The 23,284-nt window shown below is 37.2% G+C and carries 24 protein-coding genes; 8 read left to right on the plus strand and 16 right to left on the minus strand.

Going from position 1 to position 23,284, the window contains the following annotated elements; all coding sequences use genetic code 11:
- Positions 1–410: 410 nt before the first annotated feature.
- Positions 411–794 (minus strand): HU family DNA-binding protein, encoded by a 384-nt coding sequence (locus tag ACFFUE_RS03340; protein WP_376832805.1) that lies wholly within the window; start codon positions 792–794, stop codon positions 411–413.
- A gap of 609 nt (positions 795–1,403) precedes the next feature.
- Here ACFFUE_RS03340 and miaA point away from each other — a divergent pair.
- Both miaA and ACFFUE_RS03350 read left to right on the plus strand, forming a co-directional pair.
- Positions 1,404–2,309: a tRNA (adenosine(37)-N6)-dimethylallyltransferase MiaA gene (miaA, locus tag ACFFUE_RS03345; protein WP_376832806.1), complete on the plus strand. Its 906-nt coding sequence runs from the start codon at positions 1,404–1,406 to the stop codon at positions 2,307–2,309.
- 17 nt (positions 2,310–2,326) lie between these two features.
- Positions 2,327–2,884: a thioredoxin family protein gene (locus ACFFUE_RS03350; protein ID WP_327985183.1), complete on the plus strand. Its 558-nt coding sequence runs from the start codon at positions 2,327–2,329 to the stop codon at positions 2,882–2,884.
- Between the two features lie 67 nt (positions 2,885–2,951).
- Here the strand turns inward: ACFFUE_RS03350 and ACFFUE_RS03355 are convergent, their stop codons facing one another.
- The 6 genes from ACFFUE_RS03355 to folE form a co-directional block, all read right to left on the minus strand.
- Positions 2,952–3,980 carry a hypothetical protein gene (locus tag ACFFUE_RS03355; RefSeq protein ID WP_376832807.1) on the minus strand — a complete coding sequence of 343 codons (1,029 nt, stop codon included), beginning with the start codon at positions 3,978–3,980 and terminating at the stop codon, positions 2,952–2,954.
- 176 nt (positions 3,981–4,156) lie between these two features.
- On the minus strand, positions 4,157–6,814 hold the full coding sequence (locus ACFFUE_RS03360) for a 4-alpha-glucanotransferase (RefSeq protein ID WP_376832808.1): 2,658 nt from the start codon (positions 6,812–6,814) through the stop codon (positions 4,157–4,159).
- A gap of 228 nt (positions 6,815–7,042) precedes the next feature.
- Positions 7,043–7,780, minus strand: a complete 738-nt coding sequence (locus ACFFUE_RS03365; RefSeq protein ID WP_376832809.1) for a DUF2490 domain-containing protein — start codon at positions 7,778–7,780, stop codon at positions 7,043–7,045.
- 57 nt (positions 7,781–7,837) lie between these two features.
- On the minus strand, positions 7,838–9,316 hold the full coding sequence (gene cysS, locus ACFFUE_RS03370) for a cysteine--tRNA ligase (RefSeq protein ID WP_376832810.1): 1,479 nt from the start codon (positions 9,314–9,316) through the stop codon (positions 7,838–7,840).
- Between the two features lie 30 nt (positions 9,317–9,346).
- Complete coding sequence (locus ACFFUE_RS03375; RefSeq protein WP_376832811.1) at positions 9,347–9,970, minus strand: putative polyvalent protein kinase domain-containing protein; 624 nt, start codon at positions 9,968–9,970, stop codon at positions 9,347–9,349.
- Between the two features lie 65 nt (positions 9,971–10,035).
- Positions 10,036–10,698, minus strand: coding sequence for a GTP cyclohydrolase I FolE (gene folE, locus ACFFUE_RS03380; RefSeq protein WP_376832812.1), 663 nt, complete (start codon positions 10,696–10,698; stop codon positions 10,036–10,038).
- Positions 10,699–10,887: 189 nt separating this feature from the next.
- Between folE and ACFFUE_RS03385 the strand changes: the two genes are divergently transcribed.
- The 6 genes from ACFFUE_RS03385 to ACFFUE_RS03410 all read left to right on the plus strand — a co-directional run bounded on the left by ACFFUE_RS03385 (position 10,888) and on the right by ACFFUE_RS03410 (position 16,289).
- A complete protein-coding gene (locus ACFFUE_RS03385; protein ID WP_327985189.1) occupies positions 10,888–11,127 on the plus strand; it encodes an acyl carrier protein in 240 nt (79 codons plus the stop codon).
- A 29-nt stretch (positions 11,128–11,156) separates the two neighbouring features.
- Positions 11,157–12,401 (plus strand): beta-ketoacyl-ACP synthase II, encoded by a 1,245-nt coding sequence (gene fabF, locus ACFFUE_RS03390; RefSeq protein WP_376832813.1) that lies wholly within the window; start codon positions 11,157–11,159, stop codon positions 12,399–12,401.
- Between the two features lie 17 nt (positions 12,402–12,418).
- A complete protein-coding gene (gene rnc / locus ACFFUE_RS03395; RefSeq protein WP_376832814.1) occupies positions 12,419–13,174 on the plus strand; it encodes a ribonuclease III in 756 nt (251 codons plus the stop codon).
- Positions 13,149–13,619, plus strand: a complete 471-nt coding sequence (locus ACFFUE_RS03400; protein WP_327985192.1) for an IPExxxVDY family protein — start codon at positions 13,149–13,151, stop codon at positions 13,617–13,619. The genes rnc and ACFFUE_RS03400 overlap by 26 nt, the downstream gene beginning before the upstream one ends.
- The gene (gene pyk, locus ACFFUE_RS03405; RefSeq protein WP_376832815.1) at positions 13,612–15,057 is read left to right on the plus strand and encodes a pyruvate kinase; all 1,446 of its coding nucleotides are present in this window, start codon (positions 13,612–13,614) and stop codon (positions 15,055–15,057) included. Before ACFFUE_RS03400 ends, pyk begins: the two co-directional genes overlap by 8 nt.
- 194 nt (positions 15,058–15,251) lie before the next feature.
- Positions 15,252–16,289, plus strand: a complete 1,038-nt coding sequence (locus ACFFUE_RS03410) for a hypothetical protein (protein ID WP_376832816.1) — start codon at positions 15,252–15,254, stop codon at positions 16,287–16,289.
- 175 nt (positions 16,290–16,464) lie between these two features.
- Here ACFFUE_RS03410 and ACFFUE_RS03415 read toward each other — a convergent pair whose 3' ends face one another.
- The 9 genes from ACFFUE_RS03415 to ACFFUE_RS03455 all read right to left on the minus strand — a co-directional run bounded on the left by ACFFUE_RS03415 (position 16,465) and on the right by ACFFUE_RS03455 (position 23,179).
- Positions 16,465–16,863: a hypothetical protein gene (locus ACFFUE_RS03415; protein ID WP_376832817.1), complete on the minus strand. Its 399-nt coding sequence runs from the start codon at positions 16,861–16,863 to the stop codon at positions 16,465–16,467.
- A 123-nt stretch (positions 16,864–16,986) separates the two neighbouring features.
- On the minus strand, positions 16,987–17,133 hold the full coding sequence (locus ACFFUE_RS03420; protein WP_376832818.1) for a hypothetical protein: 147 nt from the start codon (positions 17,131–17,133) through the stop codon (positions 16,987–16,989).
- Between the two features lie 192 nt (positions 17,134–17,325).
- Entirely contained in the window at positions 17,326–18,993 is a 1,668-nt protein-coding gene (locus ACFFUE_RS03425; protein ID WP_376832819.1) for a tetratricopeptide repeat protein, read from the minus strand.
- 65 nt (positions 18,994–19,058) lie between these two features.
- Positions 19,059–19,955 (minus strand): PstS family phosphate ABC transporter substrate-binding protein, encoded by an 897-nt coding sequence (locus ACFFUE_RS03430; RefSeq protein ID WP_376832820.1) that lies wholly within the window; start codon positions 19,953–19,955, stop codon positions 19,059–19,061.
- Positions 19,945–20,139 carry a C4-dicarboxylate ABC transporter gene (locus tag ACFFUE_RS03435; RefSeq protein ID WP_327985198.1) on the minus strand — a complete coding sequence of 65 codons (195 nt, stop codon included), beginning with the start codon at positions 20,137–20,139 and terminating at the stop codon, positions 19,945–19,947. The genes ACFFUE_RS03430 and ACFFUE_RS03435 overlap by 11 nt, the downstream gene beginning before the upstream one ends.
- Before the next feature lie 63 nt (positions 20,140–20,202).
- Positions 20,203–21,051, minus strand: a complete 849-nt coding sequence (locus ACFFUE_RS03440; protein ID WP_376832821.1) for an energy transducer TonB — start codon at positions 21,049–21,051, stop codon at positions 20,203–20,205.
- An 18-nt stretch (positions 21,052–21,069) separates the two neighbouring features.
- Positions 21,070–21,621, minus strand: coding sequence for an ExbD/TolR family protein (locus ACFFUE_RS03445; protein ID WP_376832822.1), 552 nt, complete (start codon positions 21,619–21,621; stop codon positions 21,070–21,072).
- A gap of 14 nt (positions 21,622–21,635) precedes the next feature.
- Positions 21,636–22,238: a biopolymer transporter ExbD gene (locus ACFFUE_RS03450; protein WP_327985201.1), complete on the minus strand. Its 603-nt coding sequence runs from the start codon at positions 22,236–22,238 to the stop codon at positions 21,636–21,638.
- Between the two features lie 77 nt (positions 22,239–22,315).
- Positions 22,316–23,179 (minus strand): MotA/TolQ/ExbB proton channel family protein, encoded by an 864-nt coding sequence (locus tag ACFFUE_RS03455; protein WP_327985202.1) that lies wholly within the window; start codon positions 23,177–23,179, stop codon positions 22,316–22,318.
- Positions 23,180–23,284: the final 105 nt, after the last annotated feature.

A 23,284-nucleotide genomic window follows, 5' to 3' on the forward strand; every position in this document is an offset into this window, starting at 1 on the left:
GCTAGTCTGATAAAACTTTTAACACACAACTTTATTAACTTTTTAAACACGAACGAAAAAATCATTTTTTCCTTCTTTTAACGCTCTATCAGTGTGCTAGCCTCTTAGCTTTTTTATAGTTTTGAGTTTTATTTGAAGAAAGAGAAAAGACTTTTATCAAGTGCTGAGTTTTTACTATCAACCATCTATCTTTCTAACTTCTTAGCTTTATATCCTTCTAGCTTTTTAACAATTTTAAGTTTTCACAATCAACCGACAACCGTCAACTAGTAACTATCTATCCTTCTAACCTCTAACCTCTAACCTCTAACTTCTAGCATCTAACCTCTAACTCCCAGAAAATTCCCTAACTAGGAAAATATAATTTCCTAACTAGGAAATCTTCCTCGGCAAGCTTGGCGTTTTTCAGCCTATGCCTTCTCGTATTTCAAGTTGTTTTGCATCGCCTTGATTTTGCTACCTGGGGTAAAGATAATTTTGGAAGATTTGATACCTGATGCGGTAACCTCCTCTTCCTTCTCTTTGCCCTCGCTGCCGATGCTCAGTCGGAAAGAGCCTAAGTCTCCCACCCTTACTATCTGGCTATTGGCAAGCTCTGCGGGGATTACATCTACCAAGGCATACAGCACCGCACGGATGTCTGCACCACTTACGGTAGAGATTTTTTCTATTCTTTCTGTGAGTTGTTCTAGCGTAATTTCACCTGTATAGACAGGGCTCGCGTAGAACTTCTTATCGCCTCCACCAGCAACACCTGGCTGCGACTTCTGAATGGTTTTAAATTTTACTGGCATATTTTTAAAAGTTTTGAGTGCTGAGTTTTAAGTTTTGAGTTGGTTTGAAGAAAGAGAAAAGAAGAAAGAGAAAAGACTTTTTTCTAACATCTAGCATCTGACCTCTAATCTCTAAATTTATAGCAATCAACCAACTTCGCGTCTTGGCGGTGAAATATCTATTACCGTGAAGGATAAGCTCCATTGTCTCACCGAAGGTGGAGAATTAGTTGAAGGGAGTGGTAATAGTATTAGAGCCTTTGCCCCCTTCGGGGGAAAGGGGGCTGAAGACTTTTGGATAGCAGAATAGCCCAAAAAATATTTTTTGGGCTTATTTGTTATTTCAAAATTATTTTTGTAAAATACGCACAGGCACGCGTCTATACTAAGGTATAGCGACGGTGAGTCTGTGTGTGTGTGTGTGTGTGTGTGTGTGTGTGTGTGTGTGTGTGTGTTTACACAATTATCCGAAACCACCAAATTATTGAGGTAGTTTTTTTCAGAAATTTGTAATGTGTGGATATTGTGTTTCATAAGAATGGGGCAAAGGTAAGAGTTTTTTGGAAATGAGCAAATTTTATTAGTAAAGACTATATTTTTTATTTATAAAAAAATCAAGACCTTTGTAGAGTGAAAAACCTTATCTCCATCGTTGGCACCACAGGCATTGGCAAGACCCGATTGGGCATAGACTTGGCAAAGCATTTCAGCACAGAAATCATCTCGTGCGACTCTCGGCAGTTTTTCAAAGAAATGCCCATTGGCACGGCAGCACCCTCCCCCGAAGAGCTGAATGAAATTCCGCATCATTTCATCGGAAATTTATCCGTAACTGATGATTATTCCATCGGTCAGTTTGAAATCGATGCCCTTCAAAAATTAGATTCACTGTTTCAAAAACACGACACCATCATTATGGTAGGAGGCAGTATGATGTATGAAAAAGCGGTGATAGAAGGGCTTAACGATTTACCCGACGCCAATGAACAAAACCAAAAACAGCTTCTAAAAATATGGCAAGAAGAAGGCATAGAAGCATTACAACAATTACTGAAACAATTGGATGAGCCTTATTTCTGCATCGTGGATAAAAACAACCCACGGCGGCTACTCAGAGCGATAGATGTCATCTGGCAAACAGGCTCCCTATATTCAGAACTTATTGCCCAACCCAAACACGAAAGAGCCTTCCGTACCATCAGAATCGGTATTGAAGCTCCACGAGAAACCATCTACGAACGCATTAATCAACGCGTGGACAAGATGATGGAAAATGGACTTTTGGAAGAAGCCCAAAAACTCATTCCTTATCAAGACAAAACCGCCCTACAAACCGTAGGCTACAAGGAACTCTTCCAATATTTTAATGGGGCGTGGGATTTGAATTTTGCCATCGAGGAGATTAAAAAAAATTCTAGAAGATTTGCCAAACGCCAGCTTACTTGGTACCGAAAAGAAGAGCATATTCATTGGGTAAATTTTCAAAACCCATTGAAAGAATCCTTATCTTTGCTTTCAGAAAAACTTAATTTTTAATTTTAAATTGAAAAAAAATGGCAGATACTCCATCTAATATGCTTCCTTTGGGAACAAAAGCCCCTTTCTTTGAACTTCCCAACCCCTCGCATAGCAATGAAATACAATCCTTGGAAGACTTGAAAGGTGAAAAGGGGACGCTGGTGATTTTTATGTGCAACCATTGTCCTTTCGTGCTTCATATTATTGATAAACTAACGGAACTTTACGAGGATTATAATGAAAAAGGTATAGAATTCATCGCTATCAATTCTAATGATGTGGAAAAATATCCTGCGGATTCTCCTGAAAAGATGATAGAATTTCAAATCGAAAGAAAATTTGATTTCCCTTATCTTTACGATGAAAGCCAAAGCATTGCCAAGGCTTATGATGCTGCTTGCACGCCAGATTTCTTCTTTTTTGATGAAAAACTAGACCTCATCTATCGTGGACAAATGGACGATTCCCGCCCAGGAAATACCAAAGAAATCACAGGCGAAGACCTCATTGTAGCCTTTGAAAATCTCTTGGCAGGCGAACCTCAAGAGGAATTCCAAAAACCAAGCTTAGGTTGCAATATCAAATGGAAATAAGTTTTCCTACGAAATACTAAAAAGAGGCTGCCTCACTTTTGAGACAGCCTTTCTTTTGATTTAGTTTTTAAAATCTTCCTCCTCCTGTTCTGTTTCCAGATGAAGAGCCACTGCGTGAAGAAGAGCTTGATGTACCGCTTGTACTTCTATTGCCATTAGATGGAGCCGTTCTCATCCCAGAGTTTCTACTACTATTAGATGAAGGCTGCTGGCGTGCCGTGCTACTTTGAGACGAACTTTCGGTTCGGAAACCTCCACTTCTATTACTATTAGCAGGGGTTTGCGTTCTGGTAGTTGTTTCTGCTCGGTAGCCTCCGCTTCTACTGCTCTGCGTAGATGGCTGTGGTGCTGTACGCCCTGTAGCATTAGTTTCCGTTCTAAAACCTCCTACTCGCTGGGTATTGGTATTGCTTCCAGAATATGTTCTGCTATTATTTTCCTTGAATCCACCCGGGTTATAAGAATTGCTTCTTGGTTGATTCCAGCCATAGTTAGTTCCTACATTTCTATGATAAACCTCTCTATCTACTCGATAATTATTGATATTCACATTTCTATATTGCGGCACCACATAGTAATTGTAATACCTTGGGCGATAATGCGTTTGCCAATAATTTACATAAAAAGTTACAGGGCTCACTCCCCGGTAATATCTATTGATATAGACTGCATACACTCTACTTCCCAAAATTCTTTCTAAGGCATAGAATCTATCATAATACCATCGGTTAGGATTCATCCTATAATAGTTATTCCAAACGCCAAATGTAGCAAACTGATTATTCAAATCCAATATGGCATTAATCTGCATCTGCGTTAAGCTCATTTCTCTAAAAAAACTATTCCAATTGACCATTGCAATACTTTGATGATAATCATTATAAAAACTTTGATAGTAATCATCTCTATAATAATCGTTTGGATATTCATAATAATAATCATCTGGGAAATAACCGTTGTTGCTATAGCCGTTATTCCACTGGTTATTGTCCGCGTATCCTCCATTACGATAGACATTTCCTGCATTGGGCTCGCTATACATCACACAACTTGTAGCCAAAAGTCCTATCCCTAAGGTTAAAAATATATTTTTCATTTCAGTGTTTTTATTATTAAAATTATTTTCGGTATTGACACTACTAATTTCGTGCCTTTTTTCATCTTCTATCTTTTGATGTGATATGAATATAAAAGTTAAACAACGCTCTGTCGCAAAATAAAAATCAGACCCAAAATATAGGTCTGATTTTCATCCTTTAAACACTTCAAAAACTATTTCCTTCCAGAATCTTCTACCCAATGGGCAATTTTCTGATTGAAATCGGTCTGTTGTTTCAGTTCACTTAGACTAAGGTGCATCCTGTACCTCCAATAATGTGGAAATATCGCAGGGATATTGATACGCTCTTCATCTACTTTTTCATTTCTCAAATGATAGTCTGTTGCTAAAAATTCTTGGATTGGGAAAATAGCAAGCATCGCATCGTTATACAAATGCTGGAGCATAATAATCTCTGCCAACTCTGGAAGCAATTCCCCTGGTGCTGAACCAAACTGATGCAACTGATTGTTGAAATAATTCTGAATCAAATCTCTATCTTCATACCACCATTGGCGAAGTGTAGAGCTATCGTGCGAAGATGCCGTCACTACATTGAGATACCCCGCATTTTTAGGATCATACCAAAGAGAATCATCAGCTGGCATCCTTTGCACTTTCAGAGCGGTAATCGCCAATCTATCCATTACTATAGGTACGCAATCTGGCACCAAACCTAGGTCCTCTCCACAAATCAACATATCTGTAGCATTCAGAATCATTGGTAATTTTTCCATTGCACTCTGATACCAAAGCCCATCTTGTCTACGGAAAAAATAATCTACATAAAGCTCATCAATGGCTTGTTTTTCCCAATCGGAAAGGTATCTGTAAGAATCCGTTTTGGCTACATTAAACCTTGGGTGATACACTTTCTCACCATTGTCTTTCTCTTCTTCTAAGAACAGTACATTGGCACACAGAGCAATGAGCTTCTCTTCCACCCAATCGTGCGGATGCTTTTCAAAATAATCTTTCAGTTTTCTCTGGGTATCAAACGCTTCTTTGAAGGTGTAGGTACCATCAAAGTGGTTATTCATAAAATGATTCTGAATCACATCTTTTTCATAACCGAAGTAATCCCAAAGCATTTGATCATTGATGTAAGGTTTACAATATCTGTTGTAATCAAAAGGAATATGTCTTGCTTGGAACTCTTCTATCCTTACAGGAATAGCAGGATAAAAATACCCTAAAATCCCTTGGGTAGCAGAAATCGGCATACGCCAAATTCTAAAAAATCCGAGAATATGGTCTATCCTCATCGCATCAAAATACTGTTCCAATGCTTTGAATCTGTTTTTCCACCATTGATAGCCATCAGCCTTCATAGCTTCCCAATTGTAGGTAGGAAACTCCCAGTTTTGCCCCAAATCTGTAAACTGATCTGGTGGTGCTCCCGCTTGGAAATCCATTCCGAAGAGCTCTGGCTCTGTCCACGCTTCCACAGAATATCGGTATATTCCGATAGGTAAATCACCTTTTACCGAAATCCCTAAACTGTGGGTGTAATCTATAGCATCTTTAAGCTGCAAATGAAGCTGATATTGTACCCAGCAATGCAACATTACCTCTGCATATTCTTTATGATTGTCTTTGAACAATGGTGCTACTTTACCCGCCACATATTTCTTGTGCGTTTTCCAATCGTTAAAATTAGGCGTGTTGTATTTATCCCTCTGAACACAGAACGCAGCATAAGGATACAGCCACGCTTCGTTTTCCTTTTGGAATTTTTTAAAGTTCTTATCTTTTAATATACTCTCTCTATTGGCATCAAAAATCGCACGAACATATTTCCATTTCCCAGAAATCATTTGCTCATAATCGATAAGACTTAAAGCATTGAGCTCTGTTTTTTTAGTTTGATATTCTTTCTCTAAATTCTTCGGTAAAGCATATTCTAATTGCTCTATGGATAAATACTGTGGATGCAAGGCATATACCGAAATGGCAGCATAAGGATAAGAATCTGTCCAAGTAAAATTGGCAGTAGTATCATTGATAGGAAGAATCTGAATAATCCCCAAATTGGTGTCCTTTGCCCAATCTGCTAATTCTTTTAAATCTGAAAACTCTCCCACCCCAAAGCCTTTGTCTGTTCTCAATGCAAAAACAGGTACTGCAACTCCCGCTGCGTGGTACAGCTCATTGGCCTTGAATCTGAAATAATGGTCTGCCTGAATTTGTAACACATTACTTTCAGTATTAGGAAGCGCCTCTCTATTGCCACCATATTCTACATCAAAAACATCTCCACTATGCACATCCATCAATCCATATTTGTAGTGAATAATGGTATTTTCTGGGATTTCCACAATAGCTTCCCAAATACCAAAATCCGTCTGCATCATAGGAACGGTTCGCAGATATTCCCAATGCCCAAGAGCCTCCACACTACCTAATAGCACCACCCGCCAATTAGGATTATAGATAGGTGCTTCTATACGAAAGAGATGGGTATGCTTTTTCAGCACCGATACCTTTTCTGGTTTGAAGTGGCTTAATTTATTTTTCAGAATCTTATTGTTCAGATAATTTTCTGGAAAATTCTTTGAGTTCCAAGCATCAAAGATACGGTATTCATCATAGTTATGCACCAGATTGAGATGGTGGTAAGCCAACTCTTCATCCAAGATATTACCCCCTTCATCGGTCAATTGATACTTATATTCCAAAGTTTTTGAAAAATAATCTACCTCCGCTTTCCAATTGCCATTTTCCGAATAGTTCAAGAAATGAATCTGAGGTGCTTGTCCTTCTTCCAAAACCAAAAGCTGAAGTTTCTCGCCCAACTTGGTATTGAAATTTATGTTAAAATAAAGCTTCATAAACAATACATTTGAGTACGCAATTTACCAAATATATTCTTACAATTTCTTATTCAAGATATGATTTTTGATAGTTTAACATTTAGTTATCAATCCCTTATCAAAGCGTTAATACAGCTCGCAAAAACCGAAGCACCCTCTCCACACCACCATACAATCAATTGATTATTAATAGTTAAAGTTTTTTTTCAAAACACTTTTCATTCAAAACTTCATAAAGAATCAACATCAATGAGCGACTTCAGTGTTCTTATTTTTTCTAAAATCAAAATTCTGGAAAATCCACAATGTAAGAGCGTGATAACGCTTATAAGTAGCAGGTGTACTCTGAGGAACATACCGATACATATAGCCTACCTGCACCGTACTTTTTTTGAAATTCTTTCCTATAAATAGACTCGTCCTTGTCTGGTCTAGATTATTATTTTTGATGGTATCGCCAAAATTGAGAAGCACCTCATTATTCAACGCTGCAAACCACGGGGTTTCCCTCAGCGGTTGCCCGTTTAAGCTTTTCTTAACGCTCAGCATATACCTCACCCGATGGTTAAAATCAAATGCACCATCAATCAAATTTCCTTGTACATATTGTTGCTTAAACCGAGCATCGTAGCGAATGCGTTGCTGTATCTGCCAATCATCCCTTGACGATTGCGACCAAACCACTTGCCCCCAAGGTCTAAGCTCTAACCTCTCTAAAGAACCATCTGAAACACCCAAAAAACCCCAAGCAAAGCCGCCCGCTACAGACATATTAGGCAATAACGAATAAGTAAGCCCGTGCCTTGATATGAAAAAATTTTCACTTGCCCAATGCACATCATTCCACAGGCCAAATCGTTCTGATAGTTTTGCCGTCGTCATATAGCCTATCCAGACTTGCTCCTCGTGATGATTAACCTTGGTTTGTGAAATAACATTCACAAAACACCATAAACTAAAACAACAAGCGTATAACGATTTCATCTCTTTACAACTAAAAAAAGCCTGATTGAACACAGTTTCAACAGGCTTTTATACATTCTAATTAATCACATAAGTAGTTCCTTCTCTACCGTCTTTCAGTTCAATACCTTCCGCAAGAAGCTTATCCCGAATTTGGTCAGAAAGTTCAAAATTTTTCGCCTTACGAGCCTGATTGCGAAGCTCTATCAAGACCTGCAATGTACCATCTAGCTTTTCACTATTGCTTTCTTCCACATTCTGAAGTCCTAAAACATCATATACAAAAGCGTTTAGTGTGGCTTTCAAATCTTCTAAATCTTCTTTCGAAATGGATTCTTTACCATCTTTCAATTTGAAAATAAAACTTACCATTTCAAACAGGTGTGAAATCAAAATCGGAGAGTTAAAATCATCGGTAAGAGCATCATAGCATTTTTGTTTCCAAGAGTTTAGCCATTCGCTGTTGGCTGTTGGCTGTTGGCTATTGGCTATTGGCTGTTGGCTATTGACTATTTTTACCGCTTCCATTAATCTATTAAAGCCTTTTTCACTCGCAATAAGGGCATCGTTTGACAAATCTACCACGCTTCTATAATGAGCCTGAAGGAAGAAAAACCGCACCACCGATGGATGAAAACCTTTCTCGAAAAAGTTATTCTCCCCCGAAATTAATTCCATTGGCAAAATGGTATTCCCTGTGGATTTACTCATTTTCTGCCCGTTGAGGGTAAGCATATTGGCGTGCATCCAGTAGTTCACAGGTGCGTGTCCATAGCAAGCTTTTCCTTGAGCTATTTCACACTCGTGATGTGGAAATTTCAAATCCATTCCTCCACCGTGGATATCAAAGGTTTCACCTAAATATTTAGTGCTCATTGCTGTGCACTCCAAATGCCAGCCCGGGAAACCTTCTCCCCAAGGGGAAGGCCATTTCATAATATGCTCTGGCGAAGCTTTTTTCCAAAGGGCAAAATCTTGTGGATTTTTCTTTTCGTGTTGCCCATCCAAATCTCGGGTATTAGCGAATAGCTCGTCAATATTTCGTTTGGATAGTTCGCCGTAATTGAGTCCTCTCCTATTATATTCCAGCACATCAAAGTAAACGGAACCGTTGCTTTCATATGCCAATCCTTTTTCAACTAAATTTTTAGTTAATTCCAATTGTTCTATGATATGCCCCGTTGCTGTTGGCTCTATATTAGGAGGAAGATTGTTGAAGGTTTTTAAGACATTATGGAAATCCACCGTGTATTTCTGCACGATTTCCATTGGTTCTAGCTTCTCCAATCGAGATTGTTTTACAAAGCGGTCATTATTCACATCACCATCATCGGTAAGGTGCCCAGCATCGGTAATATTCCTTACATAGCGTACTTTGTAACCGAGATGCATCAGCGTTCGGTAGATAAAATCAAAAGACATAAAGGTACGCACATTGCCCATATGCACATTGCTATACACCGTAGGCCCGCAGACATACATCCCAACATTACCTTCTAATATCGGCTTGAAAATTTCCTTTTCTCCCGTAAGAGAGTTGTATATTTTGAGTTGCATTGTTTTATTATTAAATGATTAAAAAAAATATTAAATCCAAAAGTTTTCATTGATATAAAAAACAGTATCAATAAACGCTAAAATCCCATTGGATGTCAATACATTTTCATCGTGTAAATCTTCGAGAATAATTCCCAAATCTTCGTTAATATAATCGTTATTTCGAATGAGTTTAAATCCATTATTCAGCATAAAACTTTTAACATTTTCTAGATTAGTATGTTCTGTTGCTTTCACATATTTTTGTTTTACAACAGCGTAGAGCACATCATCTTTGAAACAAAAACCCAAAAGTTCATAGGCTGTATCTGGAAAAAAATAATTGTTAAGTAATAAATTATAAAAGTAATCTAGCCAAAATTCATAATAAATAGAATCATTCAATTTAATTACATCTTCATCGCTATTAAGATATACTTTTTGCTCGGCACCTTCTGAAACAAACTTGGTAAAATCTATTTCCGAACACCAAAAATTATTATCCTCAATCCACGCTATGAGCTTCTCTTCTTCTTGTTTTTTATTTTGCTGTTTCTTTTCAGCCATTCCGCCTGCTTCTTGGCTTCTTCTAAGGAAGTTGATGATTGTTTGGATAGCATCGCCATACTTAATCTTGCTCTTTCCTGAAAGGATATTTTGCAGTTCATATTTCATTTATTTTATCATTCAGTTTCCTAATGAGTTTTATCACATCCACATTTGATTTTTTTTAATTTCACCTAATCCAACTTCGAGTGAATCCCTACATAGTGTAAGAACTCTTGTCGAGTAATCGGATTGGTACGGAATATACCACTAAGCTCTGCCGTAATGGTGGAACTTGCCGTATCTTTTATCCCTCTACAGTTCACACAGAGATGTTTAGCATCTATAATACACGCCACATCTTTGGTTCCGAGAGCTTCCTTCAAGGCAGAAACAATCTGCATCGTAAGACGCTCCTGCACCTGTGGGCGTTTCGCATAATAATCTACCAAACGATTAATTTTTGACAGACCAATCACCTCTCCATTAGAAATATAAGCTACGTGAGCCTTCCCGATGATTGGCAAAAAGTGATGCTCGCAGAAAGAATACACCGTAATATCTTTTTCCACCAGCATTTGGCGGTATTTATAGCTATTCTTAAAAGTGGAGATGCTTGGTTTATTTTCAGGAAGCAATCCTCCGAAAATTTCGTTCACATACATTTTCGCCACTCGCTTTGGGGAATCTTTCAGAGAATCATCGGTCATATCCAAGCCGAGTGTTTGCATAATTTCCTCGAAAAGACTTTCAATTTTAGCCACTTTTTCATTGGGTGACATTTGGAAGGCATCTTCCCTTAGGGGTGTGTGATCTTTCCCTGTAAACACATCATCATCGTTATCGAAACTGTTCATAATATTATATAAGGATATTAAAACACAAATGTACGGATTTTTAAAAATAGAAATAAATTCCATCGGTTTTAAATTGCTCCAGAAGGGAAAAAAATTGCATCAGAAGCAAAAAGTAAAAAAAAGATGATTTATGATAAAGGTTTTTTTTATATTTGCACCATAATTAACAATTATTAAAATTAGAATATTATGTCAGACATTGTATCAAGAGTAAAAGCTATCATCGCTGATAAGCTTGACGTGGAAGAAACAGAGGTAACTGCAGAAGCGAGCTTCACTAACGATTTAGGGGCTGATTCATTAGATACTGTGGAATTGATTATGGAATTTGAAAAAGAATTCAATATTCAAATCCCTGATGATCAAGCAGAAAAAATCACAACTGTAGGTCACGCTATTGCTTACATTGAAGAAGTAGTAAACAAATAATTTATTTTTTTACAGATTAAATTAAAGTTATGGAATTAAAAAGAGTAGTTGTAACAGGTTTTGGTGCGATAACACCTATTGGTAATAATGCAAAAGAATACTGGGAAAGCCTCATAGCAGGTAAGAGCGGTGCTGCTCCAATTACTCTTTTTGATGCCACAAACTTCAAAACTAAGTTCGCCTGCGAGGTAAAAAACTTTGATCCTTTGGCTCATTTCGATAGAAAAGAAGCCAAGAAAATGGATAGAAACACGCAGCTGGGAATTGTAGCGGCTAGAGAAGCCGTGGAACATTCTGGCATTCTCAATGGTGAGCTGAACAAGAATAGAGTTGGCGTTATATGGGGCTCTGGCATTGGTGGTCTTGAAACTTTTGAAACAGAAGTTTTGGGCTGGGCAAATACCGATATTCCTCGTTTTAACCCTTTCTTTATTCCTAAAATGATTGCAGATATTACCCCTGGACACATCTCTATGGAGTATGGTTTCCACGGGCCTAATTACACTACGGTATCTGCTTGTGCATCATCAGCCAATGCTATTATAGATTCTAAAATGCTTATCCAACTAGGCAAGGCAGATGTTATTGTATGTGGTGGCTCAGAAGCAGCAGTTACGGCAAGTGGTGTAGGTGGTTTCAATGCCCTGATGGCACTTTCCACGAGAAATGATGACCCTACCACAGCTTCTAGACCATTTGACAAAGACAGAGATGGATTTGTGTTGGGTGAAGGTGCAGGCTGTATTATTCTAGAAGAGTATGAACACGCTGTAAAACGCGGTGCCACCATCTATGCAGAACTAAAAGGAGGTGGTATGAGTGCAGATGCTTATCATATGACCGCTCCACATCCAGAAGGCTTAGGAGCTTACCTTGTGATGCAAAATTGCTTGGAAGACGCTGGTATTTCTGCCAATGAGGTGGATCATATCAATATGCACGGTACTTCCACACCGTTAGGAGATATTGCAGAGTCTAGTGCCATTTCTAAACTATTAGGAGAACACGCCTACGATATTCAAATCAACTCTACTAAATCTATGACGGGGCATCTCTTAGGTGCTGCGGGCGTTATAGAGGCTATTGCAGCTGTTAATACCATTATTCACAATGTGGTGCCTCCTACCATCAATCACTTTACCGATGATGAGAAAATTGACAGCCGTCTCAACTTTACTTTCAACCACGCGGTAGAAAAAGAAGTAAAAGTAGCAATGAGTAATACCTTTGGATTTGGAGGTCATAACGCTTGCGTTCTATTTAAGGAAATCTAATTTTTTAAATTTCTTAGATGGAGTTGCGAAAATACTTTTCTAAATTCATCAAACAACGAAGAAAGAAACTCTCCGAAAAAGACTTGGCTCTAAGTACTAACATTTCTAAAATGATAGCACAAGAGATTAAAGACATAAGCCTATATCGCCAAGCTTTTACTCTAAAAGCCTCTTCAAAAAAAGGTGAAAACTACGAGAGATTAGAATTTTTAGGAGATTCCATTTTAGGAAGTACCATATCTTGCTACCTATTCAAAACCTACCCCGATGCCAATGAAGGCTACCTCACACAGATGAAATCCAAGATTGTCAATAGAAAAAATCTAAACAAAATTGGAGATAATCTAAAACTTGTCCAGCTTATCCAAGCTGGAAATACTTCTGTGCTAAGTGAAAATATTTCGGGAAATCTATTTGAAGCACTTATAGGAGCTATTTATTTGGATTTAGGCTATGAAACTTGCCAAGACATCCTCTTGAAAAAATTGCTTCCTCCGCAGGAGTTATTAAAACTTGAAAACAAAATAGCCAGTTATAAAAGCATCCTATTGGAATGGTCGCAGAAAAAGAAGGTGGAACTGCGATATGATACACAAGAAGAGCATCAAAACAAGCACATTAGTTTTAAAAGTTGTGTATGGATTGATGGAAAAAAAATATCTTGTGCTACAGAATCCTCCAAGAAAAAAGCAGAAGAAAAAGCCGCTCAGAGGGCATTTTATACCTTAAATAAAAAAGAACATATCCTTGAAAAATCTAAACTTGATTCTTGATGACGAAGATGAAGAAATCATCACTTGGGGACTGGTAAGGCTTTCCAAACACCTCCCAGACTATGAGTTATTTTTCCACATCAATCAAATCAACAGCAATCAGTTTAAAAGAATTGATGACCTAAAGATATCTAACACCTATTATCAACATAGCTATCCAAGGTTTGAAATTAATATTCCAGAAGCTAAGACTTGCCTTCAATTTATTGCCAATCAGTCCTCAGAGTTCAAACAAATACAAGAGATTACAGAGCTTTTCATAGAAGAAGAAGAAACCCAATGGCTACTTCCTACACACAAAGATGTAGATTACATTATAAAAACCTCTGATACATTTGCTGATTTTTCCGTAATTTTGCTCCCTGAATCTTTATTGTTTCAAATTCAAGACTATAGACTAAGCTCCAATGATGAGCTCTATCAACTCATACAGTATTATGAATAAATATCTTAAAAAGACCAAAATAATTGCCACATTAGGCCCTACTTCTTCCAACAAAGAAACCATTAAAGAACTTATCAAAGCGGGAGCAGATATCTTCCGAATCAACTTCTCTCACGCAGATTATGACTTGGTGCGTACCAATGTGAACACCATTAGAGAAGTGAACAAAGAGCTGGGTACTTCGGTGGGAATTTTAGGAGACCTACAAGGTCCTAAACTAAGAATTGGCGTAGTAAAAGAAGGTTCTTACCTTAATCCAGGCGATATTCTTACCTTTACCAATGAAAAAATAGAAGGGGACTCTCAAAGAGTCTATATGACCTATCAAGAATTTCCAAAAGATGTAAAAGCTGGCGAAAGAATCCTAATTGATGATGGTAAACTGGTACTTCAAGTAATTGAGACCAATGAAAGAGATACCGTAAGAGCAGTTACCATCCAAGGAGGACCACTAAGCTCTAAAAAAGGGGTAAACCTGCCTAACACCAATGTATCTTTACCTGCACTTACCGAGAAAGACATCCAAGATGCCAATTTTATGTTGGATTTAGAATTGGATTGGATTGCCCTTTCCTTCGTAAGACACGCTCAGGACATCATCGATTTGAAAAAATTAATCGCTAATCACCCTACCAACAATCAAAAGACGCCTATCATCGCCAAAATAGAAAAACCAGAAGGCGTAAAAAATATAGACGAAATCCTTCTAGAATGTGATGGGCTAATGGTAGCGAGAGGGGACCTTGGTGTGGAAGTACCAATGGAGGAAGTCCCTGCCATCCAAAAAAATCTTGTAGAAAAAGCAAGACGCTATGCCAAGCCTGTAATCATTGCTACACAAATGATGGAAACGATGATTACCAGCCTTACCCCAACCCGTGCAGAGGTAAACGATGTTGCCAACTCCGTGCTAGACGGGGCAGATGCGGTGATGCTTTCTGGGGAAACTTCCGTAGGGAAATATCCAGTAGAGGTGGTAACTAATATGGCTAAAATTGTAAAGAATATTGAAAATACCCACTTCTATAAAAACCAAAATGAACCTATCGAGAAAGAGTTTAATTGTATAGATGACCGTTTCATCACCAATAGAATTTGTCTTGCAGCGGTAAGAATTGCGAAAACCACCTCCATAGAAGCCATCGTTACACTTACCAACTCTGGCTATACGGCTTTCCAAATCTCCGCACATCGTCCAGATTCTCACATTATTGTATTTAGCTCAAATCCTCGTGTAGTAACGATGCTCAATCTCCTTTGGGGCGTAAGAGCGGTACTCTATGAAAGCAACAAATCTACTGATGAAACCATCATTCAAGTGAATACCATCGTACGAGATATGGGCTATGTGGAAGATGGCGATTTCGTTATCAATCTCAATGCGATGCCTGCTGGAGAAAAAGGCAGAACCAATACCTTAAGATTAACTACAATATAAAAACAATCAACAAGAGGCTGTCCGAAAAGTGTCGAATTTGAAATTTTAATAATTTTAAATATTTGTATATAAGCACTTTACAAATTACAAATAAAGCGGATTGTGACTTTTCGGTCAGCTTTTTTTTATTTTATTAAAAAGGTCTATATTTCAACTATCATCCACTTATCATATTAATCTAAAACTCCAACAAAATGAAATCTTTTTTACTACAAGATGAATTCAAAAACTGGCTCATTGGAACGGAAAGAACTTCAGAAAGTTCAGCAAAGTCATATTTGAGCTACATTACTAGTGTAAACAAACTTATTGTTTTTAATCATAATGAAAAAAAATTTAGCTTTTTCGAAATATTAAATCTCGAATTCAAAAATAAAAATCACAATATCCTATCTCAATACATCACAGCTGCTATTGATGCCTTATCTCGTAAAGATGCAGATAAAATTTTAGGAAGAGCAAAAAAAAGTCTTCAGAACTATAAAAGTGCTTTATTCAGTTACTTGGATTTCTTTGCTGAGCAATTTGCATCTGATTCCGATGACATTAAAAATCAAATATCCGACAGTATAGAAGTTGATACACCTTCCAAAGAATTATCTCAAAAAAAGATTATACAAGAATACCCTAAAAAAGATTTACTCAAGGTGTTCAGCAGTAGAATTAAAACACAAGATCGTTGTTATGCCGATATTTTTTTTCCTATTAGATTTATTACTCGTGTTTTCAGGGAACAAAATAAACAAGACATTTTTAGAGATTGGCTCGGCAATCTACTCAATTCTATCATCGTTTTTACAGAAAAAGGCACTACATCCTTATCACAAATTTCATCTCTGATTATAGAAAACGAAGCGGTATATATCATTACAAAAGATAACACAAAAGAGATGGTTTACACAAAATTATCTGATAACACTACGCTAATCCCTCTCAAAACAAACACATTAGCTCAAATAGCTATCGACCATGATCCTCCTCTTTACAATATAATGATCTCGAACAAAAATCAACTACCTATCATCTATCTCATTAGCCAAAAGTTAAGAGAATATATCAAAGATAAAATTGATTATAAAAATTTAAGTGAAGCTAGTCGAATTGAAGAACTTAGTGAATTCATACAGACCATTTCTATTCAAGATTTGTTATCGGAGTTAAAGTTAATTACTTCTGAAACCAATTTACAATTGATGGATAGATCACAAAACACAAGCAAAGGTAAAGGTTAAATATCAATCACTTACAACAACCATCTAAGATAACAAATAAATCTTAGCTTTCTCATTTCCGCCCCAAAGGACTCAACCATATCCAACTTCACATACCCGATTCCTTTGGGACGGAAATCTTTTCATCATAGTTTATAAGTATAAAAGCTTCTTAGTGATAAAGGGCACTAGCATCCTAATCTTGCTTCAATTCCTCGAATAGCTCCTCCACTTCTAAATCTATTTTATCTTTTATGAGCTTTACACTTTTGTAATGATATTCTGATATCTTTTTCGCAAGTTCAAAATATTTTACAGAAAGTATTGGTTGATTCTTCCGATAAAATTTTGAAATTCTCAAGAAAAACAAAACCATAATATTTCTATGAGATTCATCAAATAGTAAATGCTTGTACTTCTCTATCTCTATCTCATCAATTTCATAAATTTTAACACCAAAGTTCTTTCGTAGAAACTCATCATATATGGATTCTAACTCCTCCATTTTAATATCTTCAAAATTTATCCCTACAATTTTTTTCAGTAAATTGAAGAAAAATTCTATATGTTTAAGTAAAAAATCTTCTTTTTGCATACTATAAATCTATTATCACTTAACTATCATTCTCTGTTCATCAATGAATGATGATAAATATAAAAATATTTACAACAAAATACCAAAAATCCCCTCTCGCTATGGAGAAGGGATTAATTATTACTAATCGGCTAAGTTAGGCATTAGCCATTTTCTGGCATAGTTTATATCCACACCTTTTCGGGTGGCATAGTTTTCCAATTTTTTATATTGGTCTGACTTGATAAGAACCAAACTTTCTAAGCGTTTAGACGATTTGTATCCTCTCACCTTAGGTATGTAACTCTTAAGCTCTGCTAGGTTCTCTTTCTTCCCATATACAAGTATACGAAAAATAAGGGAAATGAAAAGGTTTAAATGGTATGATTTTTCACGAATTTAAACATTGTATTTCAAAAGTCCATTCCATAAAAAAAGCATCACCCTTACAGATGATGCTTGATTAAAATAATTTTAAATCTATTATTTAGCGTCCAACGCTTGTTTCAGATTGATGGCATCTTGATAAGATGGATTCAATTCTACAGCTTTCGTTGCATATTCTTTTGCTTTCGCCACATTCTTATCTTGATTGTAGAATGCTACCAAGAAGTAAGCATAAGATAAAGTTTCCTTACTCTGTGCCTGCTCTTCTGGCTTCTGAGCCATTACCACATCAATATATTTTTGGTAAGCACTTTCTGCCAAATCGTGGCTTTGCATCTGCTGAAACGCAACACCTTTCGCATAGTAAGAATAAGCCCAAGTAGGGGTAAGGGCAATCAGCTTATCCCAAGTAACCACCGCTCCATTCCAGTTTTGAGCCTCTTGATATGCTGCTCCCAATTGCACCAATGCATCCACATCTTTTGGATTAGCTGCTACTTTAGCTTTCCATTCTTCAATTTTGGCGTTGGTAGGCCCTGCATCTACGCTGGCTTGGCTTATAGCTCCCCCTTGTGCCTTCATCATCTCGGCATCCCAATCCATTGTTTTATCCTCTGCCTTTTTCGCTACAGCTACTTTGGACTGAGCTTCTGCTATCATCTGATTTTTCTTAGCCTCATCCTGCTCTGTCTGTGCCATTGCTAAAGTAATCAACCCTTGAAGTCCCGTATCTGCTGGCTGTATTCTGGATTTATCCGTTACCACTGTGGTAAATTTATTCATATTCTCCTGTGCAGAAGCATAGTTTTTATCAGCATAATCCAAATAAGCTCTCAGCTTATACTTTATTGGATCTTCTACTTTATCAAATACAGAATTCAATACCGATTTTGAGTTAGCATAATCTTCATTGGTAAAGTGCAATTTGGCAATTTCCAACAAGGTATATGGGTCTTCATCTGCGTATTTAGTATATTCTACCAAGCTTTGTTTCATCTTCGCATTTTCGTGGAAGATATAGTTGTATAACGCTTGTGCCTTATAAGCTGGTGCATAGGTAGCATCTACAGCCAAGGCTTTCTTGATGTTTTCATCGGCTAATTTATACTGATTAGCAGCCATCCAAAGCGTTGCCATTCTTGTGAAAACAGAAGCTTTATTCTTTGCTACTACAGAAGCTTTGTCATAAGCCGTCATTGCACTTCCTGCATCTTTTTTTATTCTATATGCATCTCCCAAGGTGTAATAATAATGGGCTGGCACTCCACCTTTCTGAGCTTTCTCTATAGCTTTGTTCAGATAATCTACGGCAAGGTCTGCAGCATTGGTCTTTTCAAACATTGTAAGAGCCTCCCCCGCTCTGAAAAGGACTTCCGCATCTTTTTCTTTAGAATCTGATACCACTTTCTGAATGTCTGCAATCCCAGAGCGATCACCTTTTCCTAACTTGATAGAAGCCAAACCTATCCTGTTCAAATAACTTTTACTATCAGCGGCTAATCCTTTTTTGAAATTTTCTTCCGCTTGAGCGAAATTAGGTTCAAATTGGGACAAATAAGAGTTTCCTAAATAAAAATAATTTTCCGCATTCGTAGGAGCTTTTGCTATCATCTCCGTGAATATTTGTTTAGCCTTTGCATATTTATGACTATCTAAACTAGCAATCCCATCTTGCAAAGTCTGAGCATAAGCAAAGTTGGTGAATAATAAAACGCCTGACGCTAAACCAATTTTCTTTGAAACTTGAATCATATTAATCTTCATTTTTAATTTTTATATCTACACTTAATGTTTATTCTTTACACAATTATCATTCCAAAACCTGATATTTATCGCATTTCCACCTCTCGCTTGAATAGGTAATAGGGCTGCAATCCCTCTTTTTCTACTACAATTTGCCCTATCTGAGTACACGCAAAACGCATCACCCCATTGGCAATCCCGAAGTTTCCTTCATTGGATAAAAAGTATAACACACGGGTAAAAGGATATTGAAATTCAATTAAATTTTGAGCCATTGGCTGAATGAGTTTTCCATCTTTTTTCACAGGCAATACCTTTACCATTTCCCTCAGCTTCATCGCTTCTTTACCATACGGGCGGCTGATGGTATTAAGGCTCACCACCCCTATTTTACCACTGTATTTAGAGATTTCTTTGATTACATTTTCATTTCCAGAAATGGTGGAAAATTTCAGCTCCGTAGGCTTTTTATTAAACTTCTGAGCTACAAAATTGAGATTACCAGAGTTAGTTCCATCAAAAACCAAAGGCTTATCTTCTGAGTTTAACGCCTGTTTTATCTCTTCTTCTGTGATAAACTCTTTAGGCGAATCCTTCGGTACCACAAAAACTACAGCATCGGCGGCAAAATGAGCAGGATTAAATTTTAAATCTACCACCCTTTCATATTCTTTAATCTCTTTCTCTGATAGCTGACGAGACATAATCACCAACTTAGACTGGTGATTCAGCAAGTCTAAAAATGCTAAATCTTCTTTCTTCACTTCTACCTTCACTTCAGATTCTGGATATCTTATGGCGTAAGCCTCCGCGATAGCAGTAGCAACACTCTTGAAAGCATCATCTGTAAGAATGGTGAGCTTCCCTTTATTATATACAAAATCTTTCTTGGATTGTTCTTCTTTTGAGCAAGAGGCGAATCCTCCTAATAACAAAAATAAAGAAAATACAATCCCAAGCGTTCTTTTAAAATTACTCATCATTTTTATTTTTTAATCTATAAATCGCTCTAATGATTCTGAAGGAACCATAAATAACCAATAGTGCTCCAAGAGCGTAAGCGACAGCAGGTTCTAAGGTAATGATGAAAAATTTGTAAAGTATTACAAAAACACCCATCACGATATAGAAAAAACCTGTAACTAAGGATAACCAATTAAAAATCATAACAACAAATATATAAAAAAAAGAGAAGCCGAAGCCTCTCTTTTAAAATTATTATAAAGAATTCTATTCAAAATTCATTGTCAACGGAAGCCTAAATCTAGAACGAACCGGTTGCCCATTGATTTTTGCAGGAGTCCATTTCTTTCTGATAGACTTCACTGTTCTTTCCGCTTCTCTGTTAAAATCTGAGTTAGACCCCGTAGCTTTAACCTGCGTAATAGAACCATCTCTCTCTACTACGAAAGTAATCTCTGTTTTAAGAGTACCTTCTCCACCTTCCATTGCTGAGCCATCAAAGTTATTAGAAACCTCATTTCTAAAACTATTAATACCTCCTGGAAACTCTGACTCCTGATCCACTGAGGTATAAATTTCAGTAGTACTTGGAGCTGGCTTTGCTACCTCTACAGTAGTTTGCTTGGTTCCTGTGGATGGCGGTGGTGGTGGCGGTGTATAAGATGGAGCTTTTACACCCTCCTGAGCTACCAACCCCGTAGTAGTTTCCAACTGCTTGGTAATTGGCGGTGGAGGAGTTTCCACTTTAGGCTCTTTCTTAGGTTCTGGCACCACATTCTGAATCACCTCTATTTGTTCCGGTTCTTCTTTTGGTGGTGGCGGTGGTGGCGGTGGCTCGTTCTCCTTCACCTCTTCTATTATAGGCTCTTCCTCTAATATCTCCATAAGATTTGCATCTACTTCCGTTTTTTCTGGAGCGTTCAATGCTTTAATCCTTGCTACAACGAGAGGCGTTACCACGAAAGTCACGAAAAGCAAAGTCCCTATTACTAACGCTTTGGTTAGAATTTTCGGGTATGAAGTACGAAGATCATACGCACCATACGCTTTATTTCGGTTTTCAAATACGATTTCATCTAAGGTTAGATTATCATCGTATCTTGTTTCATCTGCCATACTAAAATTTTTAATCTATTAATTTGTGGCTGGTTTTCCTACTTTAGCTTCATAGATTGGCTTCTCCCAAGCTTTAATATCGGTAACCCCATACTGCTCATTTTTGGTAACTGCCATCTCATCTAAAACATCCACAAAGTTTTTATACACCGCATCATCGGTTGGCTTAATAATCACCGTAAATTTGGACTGATCTGCCGCACGATTTTTTGCTTGCTCTATCACTTTTCTCAATCCCTCTCTATCCATTGTGGTTTCGTTAAGTGTAGCGTCATTAAGACCAGCTTGGTCTTGTTGATGCCAAAACACTCTATTGTCTTTACCCAAAAGGATTGAAATAGAATTGGAAAGTTTAATCTCGGTTTCAGGAGCTTTCTGACCGTCCTTTGGTCTTGCAGGAAGTCCTAAATCCATCACATTGGGTTTACTAAATGTTGTGGTAAACATAAAGAATGTAATCAATAGAAATCCCAAGTCCACCATAGGTGTCATATCTACCCTCGTACTCTGCTTTTTCGAGCGGACTTTTCCTTCCTTGCCGCCTTTCTCTTGTACTTGTACTTCTGCCATTTCTAAATTGATTATTAATTATTAACCTCTTGTGTTGTTATCAACCAAAACTTAAGGAAGTCTATTTCTCTAAGTCCTTCAAATAAGTTTTTCACCTTAGGATATTCTGTCTGAACATCCCCTTTCACAGCGAGCTTGTAGTCTGGGTTCACCGCCAAACTTTGTTGTACCCAATCGATAAGTTCTTTTTTGGTACTATCCATTGGCACCCCTACAGGGTCGCTATAATTCTTCTGCTCATCTTCGCTCAAATTGAGATAAGCTTTTAGCTTACTCATTGGTACGCCTACGGATTGCACTTTAGTAAAAGCTACTTTTTCTGCATCTGTAAATTGCATATTGTATTTTTTACCCATATTATCTAATAGCTGAATTCTTTCAGACTGGTTAGACACTGGTTGGAATACAAATTTACCCTCAGCGGTAGCATTCACCGTCATAAGACTTGCATCTGGCAAGAGTTTTTCTGAGATGGAAGATGGCGGTTTTATCATCTCAACATCAGGTTTCTTAAACTCTGTGGTGAGAATAAAGAATGTAAGTAGTAGGAAGGCAACATCACACATCGCCGTCATATCCGTCACTACTCCATGTCTTTTTGGTTTTACTTTCGCCATTTTAAATACTATTAATTTTAACTACTAATTTTCTAAAATTGTTTGTCCACTTAAGACTGCAAGAATCTTGCCTTATCTTAGTTAAACTCAGCAAATGACTGCTGGATAGACATAGAGATTTCATCAATCTTGTATGTCATACCATCTATTTTAGATGTAAAGTAGTTGTAAAGGATGATCGCGATAGCGGAAGTACCGATACCTAATGCCGTGTTGATCAAGGCTTCAGAGATACCGATAGAAAGTGCAGCAGCATCTGGAGTACCACCACCAGAACCTAAAGCGAAGAACGCTTTAATCATCCCGATTACCGTACCTAATAGTGCCACGAGTGTTGCTACTGTACCTAATGTAGAAAGGATCATCATATTTTTCTCCAACATTGGCATTTCAAGAGTTGTAGCTTCTTCAATAGCCTTGTTCAATGCTACCATTTTTTGCTCTTTGTTCAAAGTAGTATCTTTTGCCAAAGCTTTGTAAGTCGTCAAACCTTCTTTTACTACATTACCTACTGTACCTTGTTGTCTATCGCACTCTTCGATAGCTTCGTCAATTTTGTTTTGGTTCAAAAGGCTTCTTACATTCAATACAAAGTTGTCCAAGTTTCCTTTTCCTTGTGCTTTGTTTAGAACGAAGAAACGCTCAATAGAGAACACAATAACGGTAATCATAAACAATACCAAGATGTGTACTACAGGTCCACCCATATAGATGATTCCCATAAAAGACTCTGGGTGCAACTCCTTAGACTCAATGTCTGCGAAAGCTACCGATGCTCCCGTAAGCCTTGCATCTTCTTTGAAGTTGGCAGGATTACCAAAGATGAATAAATAAATACCTAAAGCTACTACATATAGAATAGGTAAAACAACTGCAGGATTCAATCCGCTCTTTTTTCTAGCAACTACTTGCTCCTCTGTGTTTGAAACATTCATTTCCATATTAAACTAAATTATAAATTATTTTTTTAAAATTTTCAAGTTGTAAAATAAAGGCTAAAATTTTTATTATGCAATAGTTTTTTTGTGATACCCTTTATTTTTTTT

The organism is Bergeyella porcorum (assembly GCF_042427575.1).
Taxonomy (GTDB): Bacteria; Bacteroidota; Bacteroidia; order Flavobacteriales; family Weeksellaceae; genus Bergeyella; species Bergeyella porcorum.

Coding starts and splice junctions, on each gene's coding strand:
- ACFFUE_RS03340 (WP_376832805.1), bottom strand. CDS start 794: ATGCCAGTAAAATTTAAAACCATTCAGAAGTCGCAGCCAGGTGTTGCT.
- ACFFUE_RS03350 (WP_327985183.1), top strand. CDS start 2,327: ATGGCAGATACTCCATCTAATATGCTTCCTTTGGGAACAAAAGCCCCT.
- ACFFUE_RS03355 (WP_376832807.1), bottom strand. CDS start 3,980: ATGAAAAATATATTTTTAACCTTAGGGATAGGACTTTTGGCTACAAGT.
- ACFFUE_RS03360 (WP_376832808.1), bottom strand. CDS start 6,814: ATGAAGCTTTATTTTAACATAAATTTCAATACCAAGTTGGGCGAGAAA.
- ACFFUE_RS03365 (WP_376832809.1), bottom strand. CDS start 7,780: ATGAAATCGTTATACGCTTGTTGTTTTAGTTTATGGTGTTTTGTGAAT.
- cysS (WP_376832810.1), bottom strand. CDS start 9,316: ATGCAACTCAAAATATACAACTCTCTTACGGGAGAAAAGGAAATTTTC.
- ACFFUE_RS03375 (WP_376832811.1), bottom strand. CDS start 9,970: ATGAAATATGAACTGCAAAATATCCTTTCAGGAAAGAGCAAGATTAAG.
- folE (WP_376832812.1), bottom strand. CDS start 10,698: ATGAACAGTTTCGATAACGATGATGATGTGTTTACAGGGAAAGATCAC.
- ACFFUE_RS03385 (WP_327985189.1), top strand. CDS start 10,888: ATGTCAGACATTGTATCAAGAGTAAAAGCTATCATCGCTGATAAGCTT.
- fabF (WP_376832813.1), top strand. CDS start 11,157: ATGGAATTAAAAAGAGTAGTTGTAACAGGTTTTGGTGCGATAACACCT.
- rnc (WP_376832814.1), top strand. CDS start 12,419: ATGGAGTTGCGAAAATACTTTTCTAAATTCATCAAACAACGAAGAAAG.
- pyk (WP_376832815.1), top strand. CDS start 13,612: ATGAATAAATATCTTAAAAAGACCAAAATAATTGCCACATTAGGCCCT.
- ACFFUE_RS03410 (WP_376832816.1), top strand. CDS start 15,252: ATGAAATCTTTTTTACTACAAGATGAATTCAAAAACTGGCTCATTGGA.
- ACFFUE_RS03415 (WP_376832817.1), bottom strand. CDS start 16,863: ATGCAAAAAGAAGATTTTTTACTTAAACATATAGAATTTTTCTTCAAT.
- ACFFUE_RS03425 (WP_376832819.1), bottom strand. CDS start 18,993: ATGAAGATTAATATGATTCAAGTTTCAAAGAAAATTGGTTTAGCGTCA.
- ACFFUE_RS03430 (WP_376832820.1), bottom strand. CDS start 19,955: ATGATGAGTAATTTTAAAAGAACGCTTGGGATTGTATTTTCTTTATTT.
- ACFFUE_RS03435 (WP_327985198.1), bottom strand. CDS start 20,139: ATGATTTTTAATTGGTTATCCTTAGTTACAGGTTTTTTCTATATCGTG.
- ACFFUE_RS03440 (WP_376832821.1), bottom strand. CDS start 21,051: ATGGCAGATGAAACAAGATACGATGATAATCTAACCTTAGATGAAATC.
- ACFFUE_RS03445 (WP_376832822.1), bottom strand. CDS start 21,621: ATGGCAGAAGTACAAGTACAAGAGAAAGGCGGCAAGGAAGGAAAAGTC.
- ACFFUE_RS03450 (WP_327985201.1), bottom strand. CDS start 22,238: ATGGCGAAAGTAAAACCAAAAAGACATGGAGTAGTGACGGATATGACG.
- ACFFUE_RS03455 (WP_327985202.1), bottom strand. CDS start 23,179: ATGGAAATGAATGTTTCAAACACAGAGGAGCAAGTAGTTGCTAGAAAA.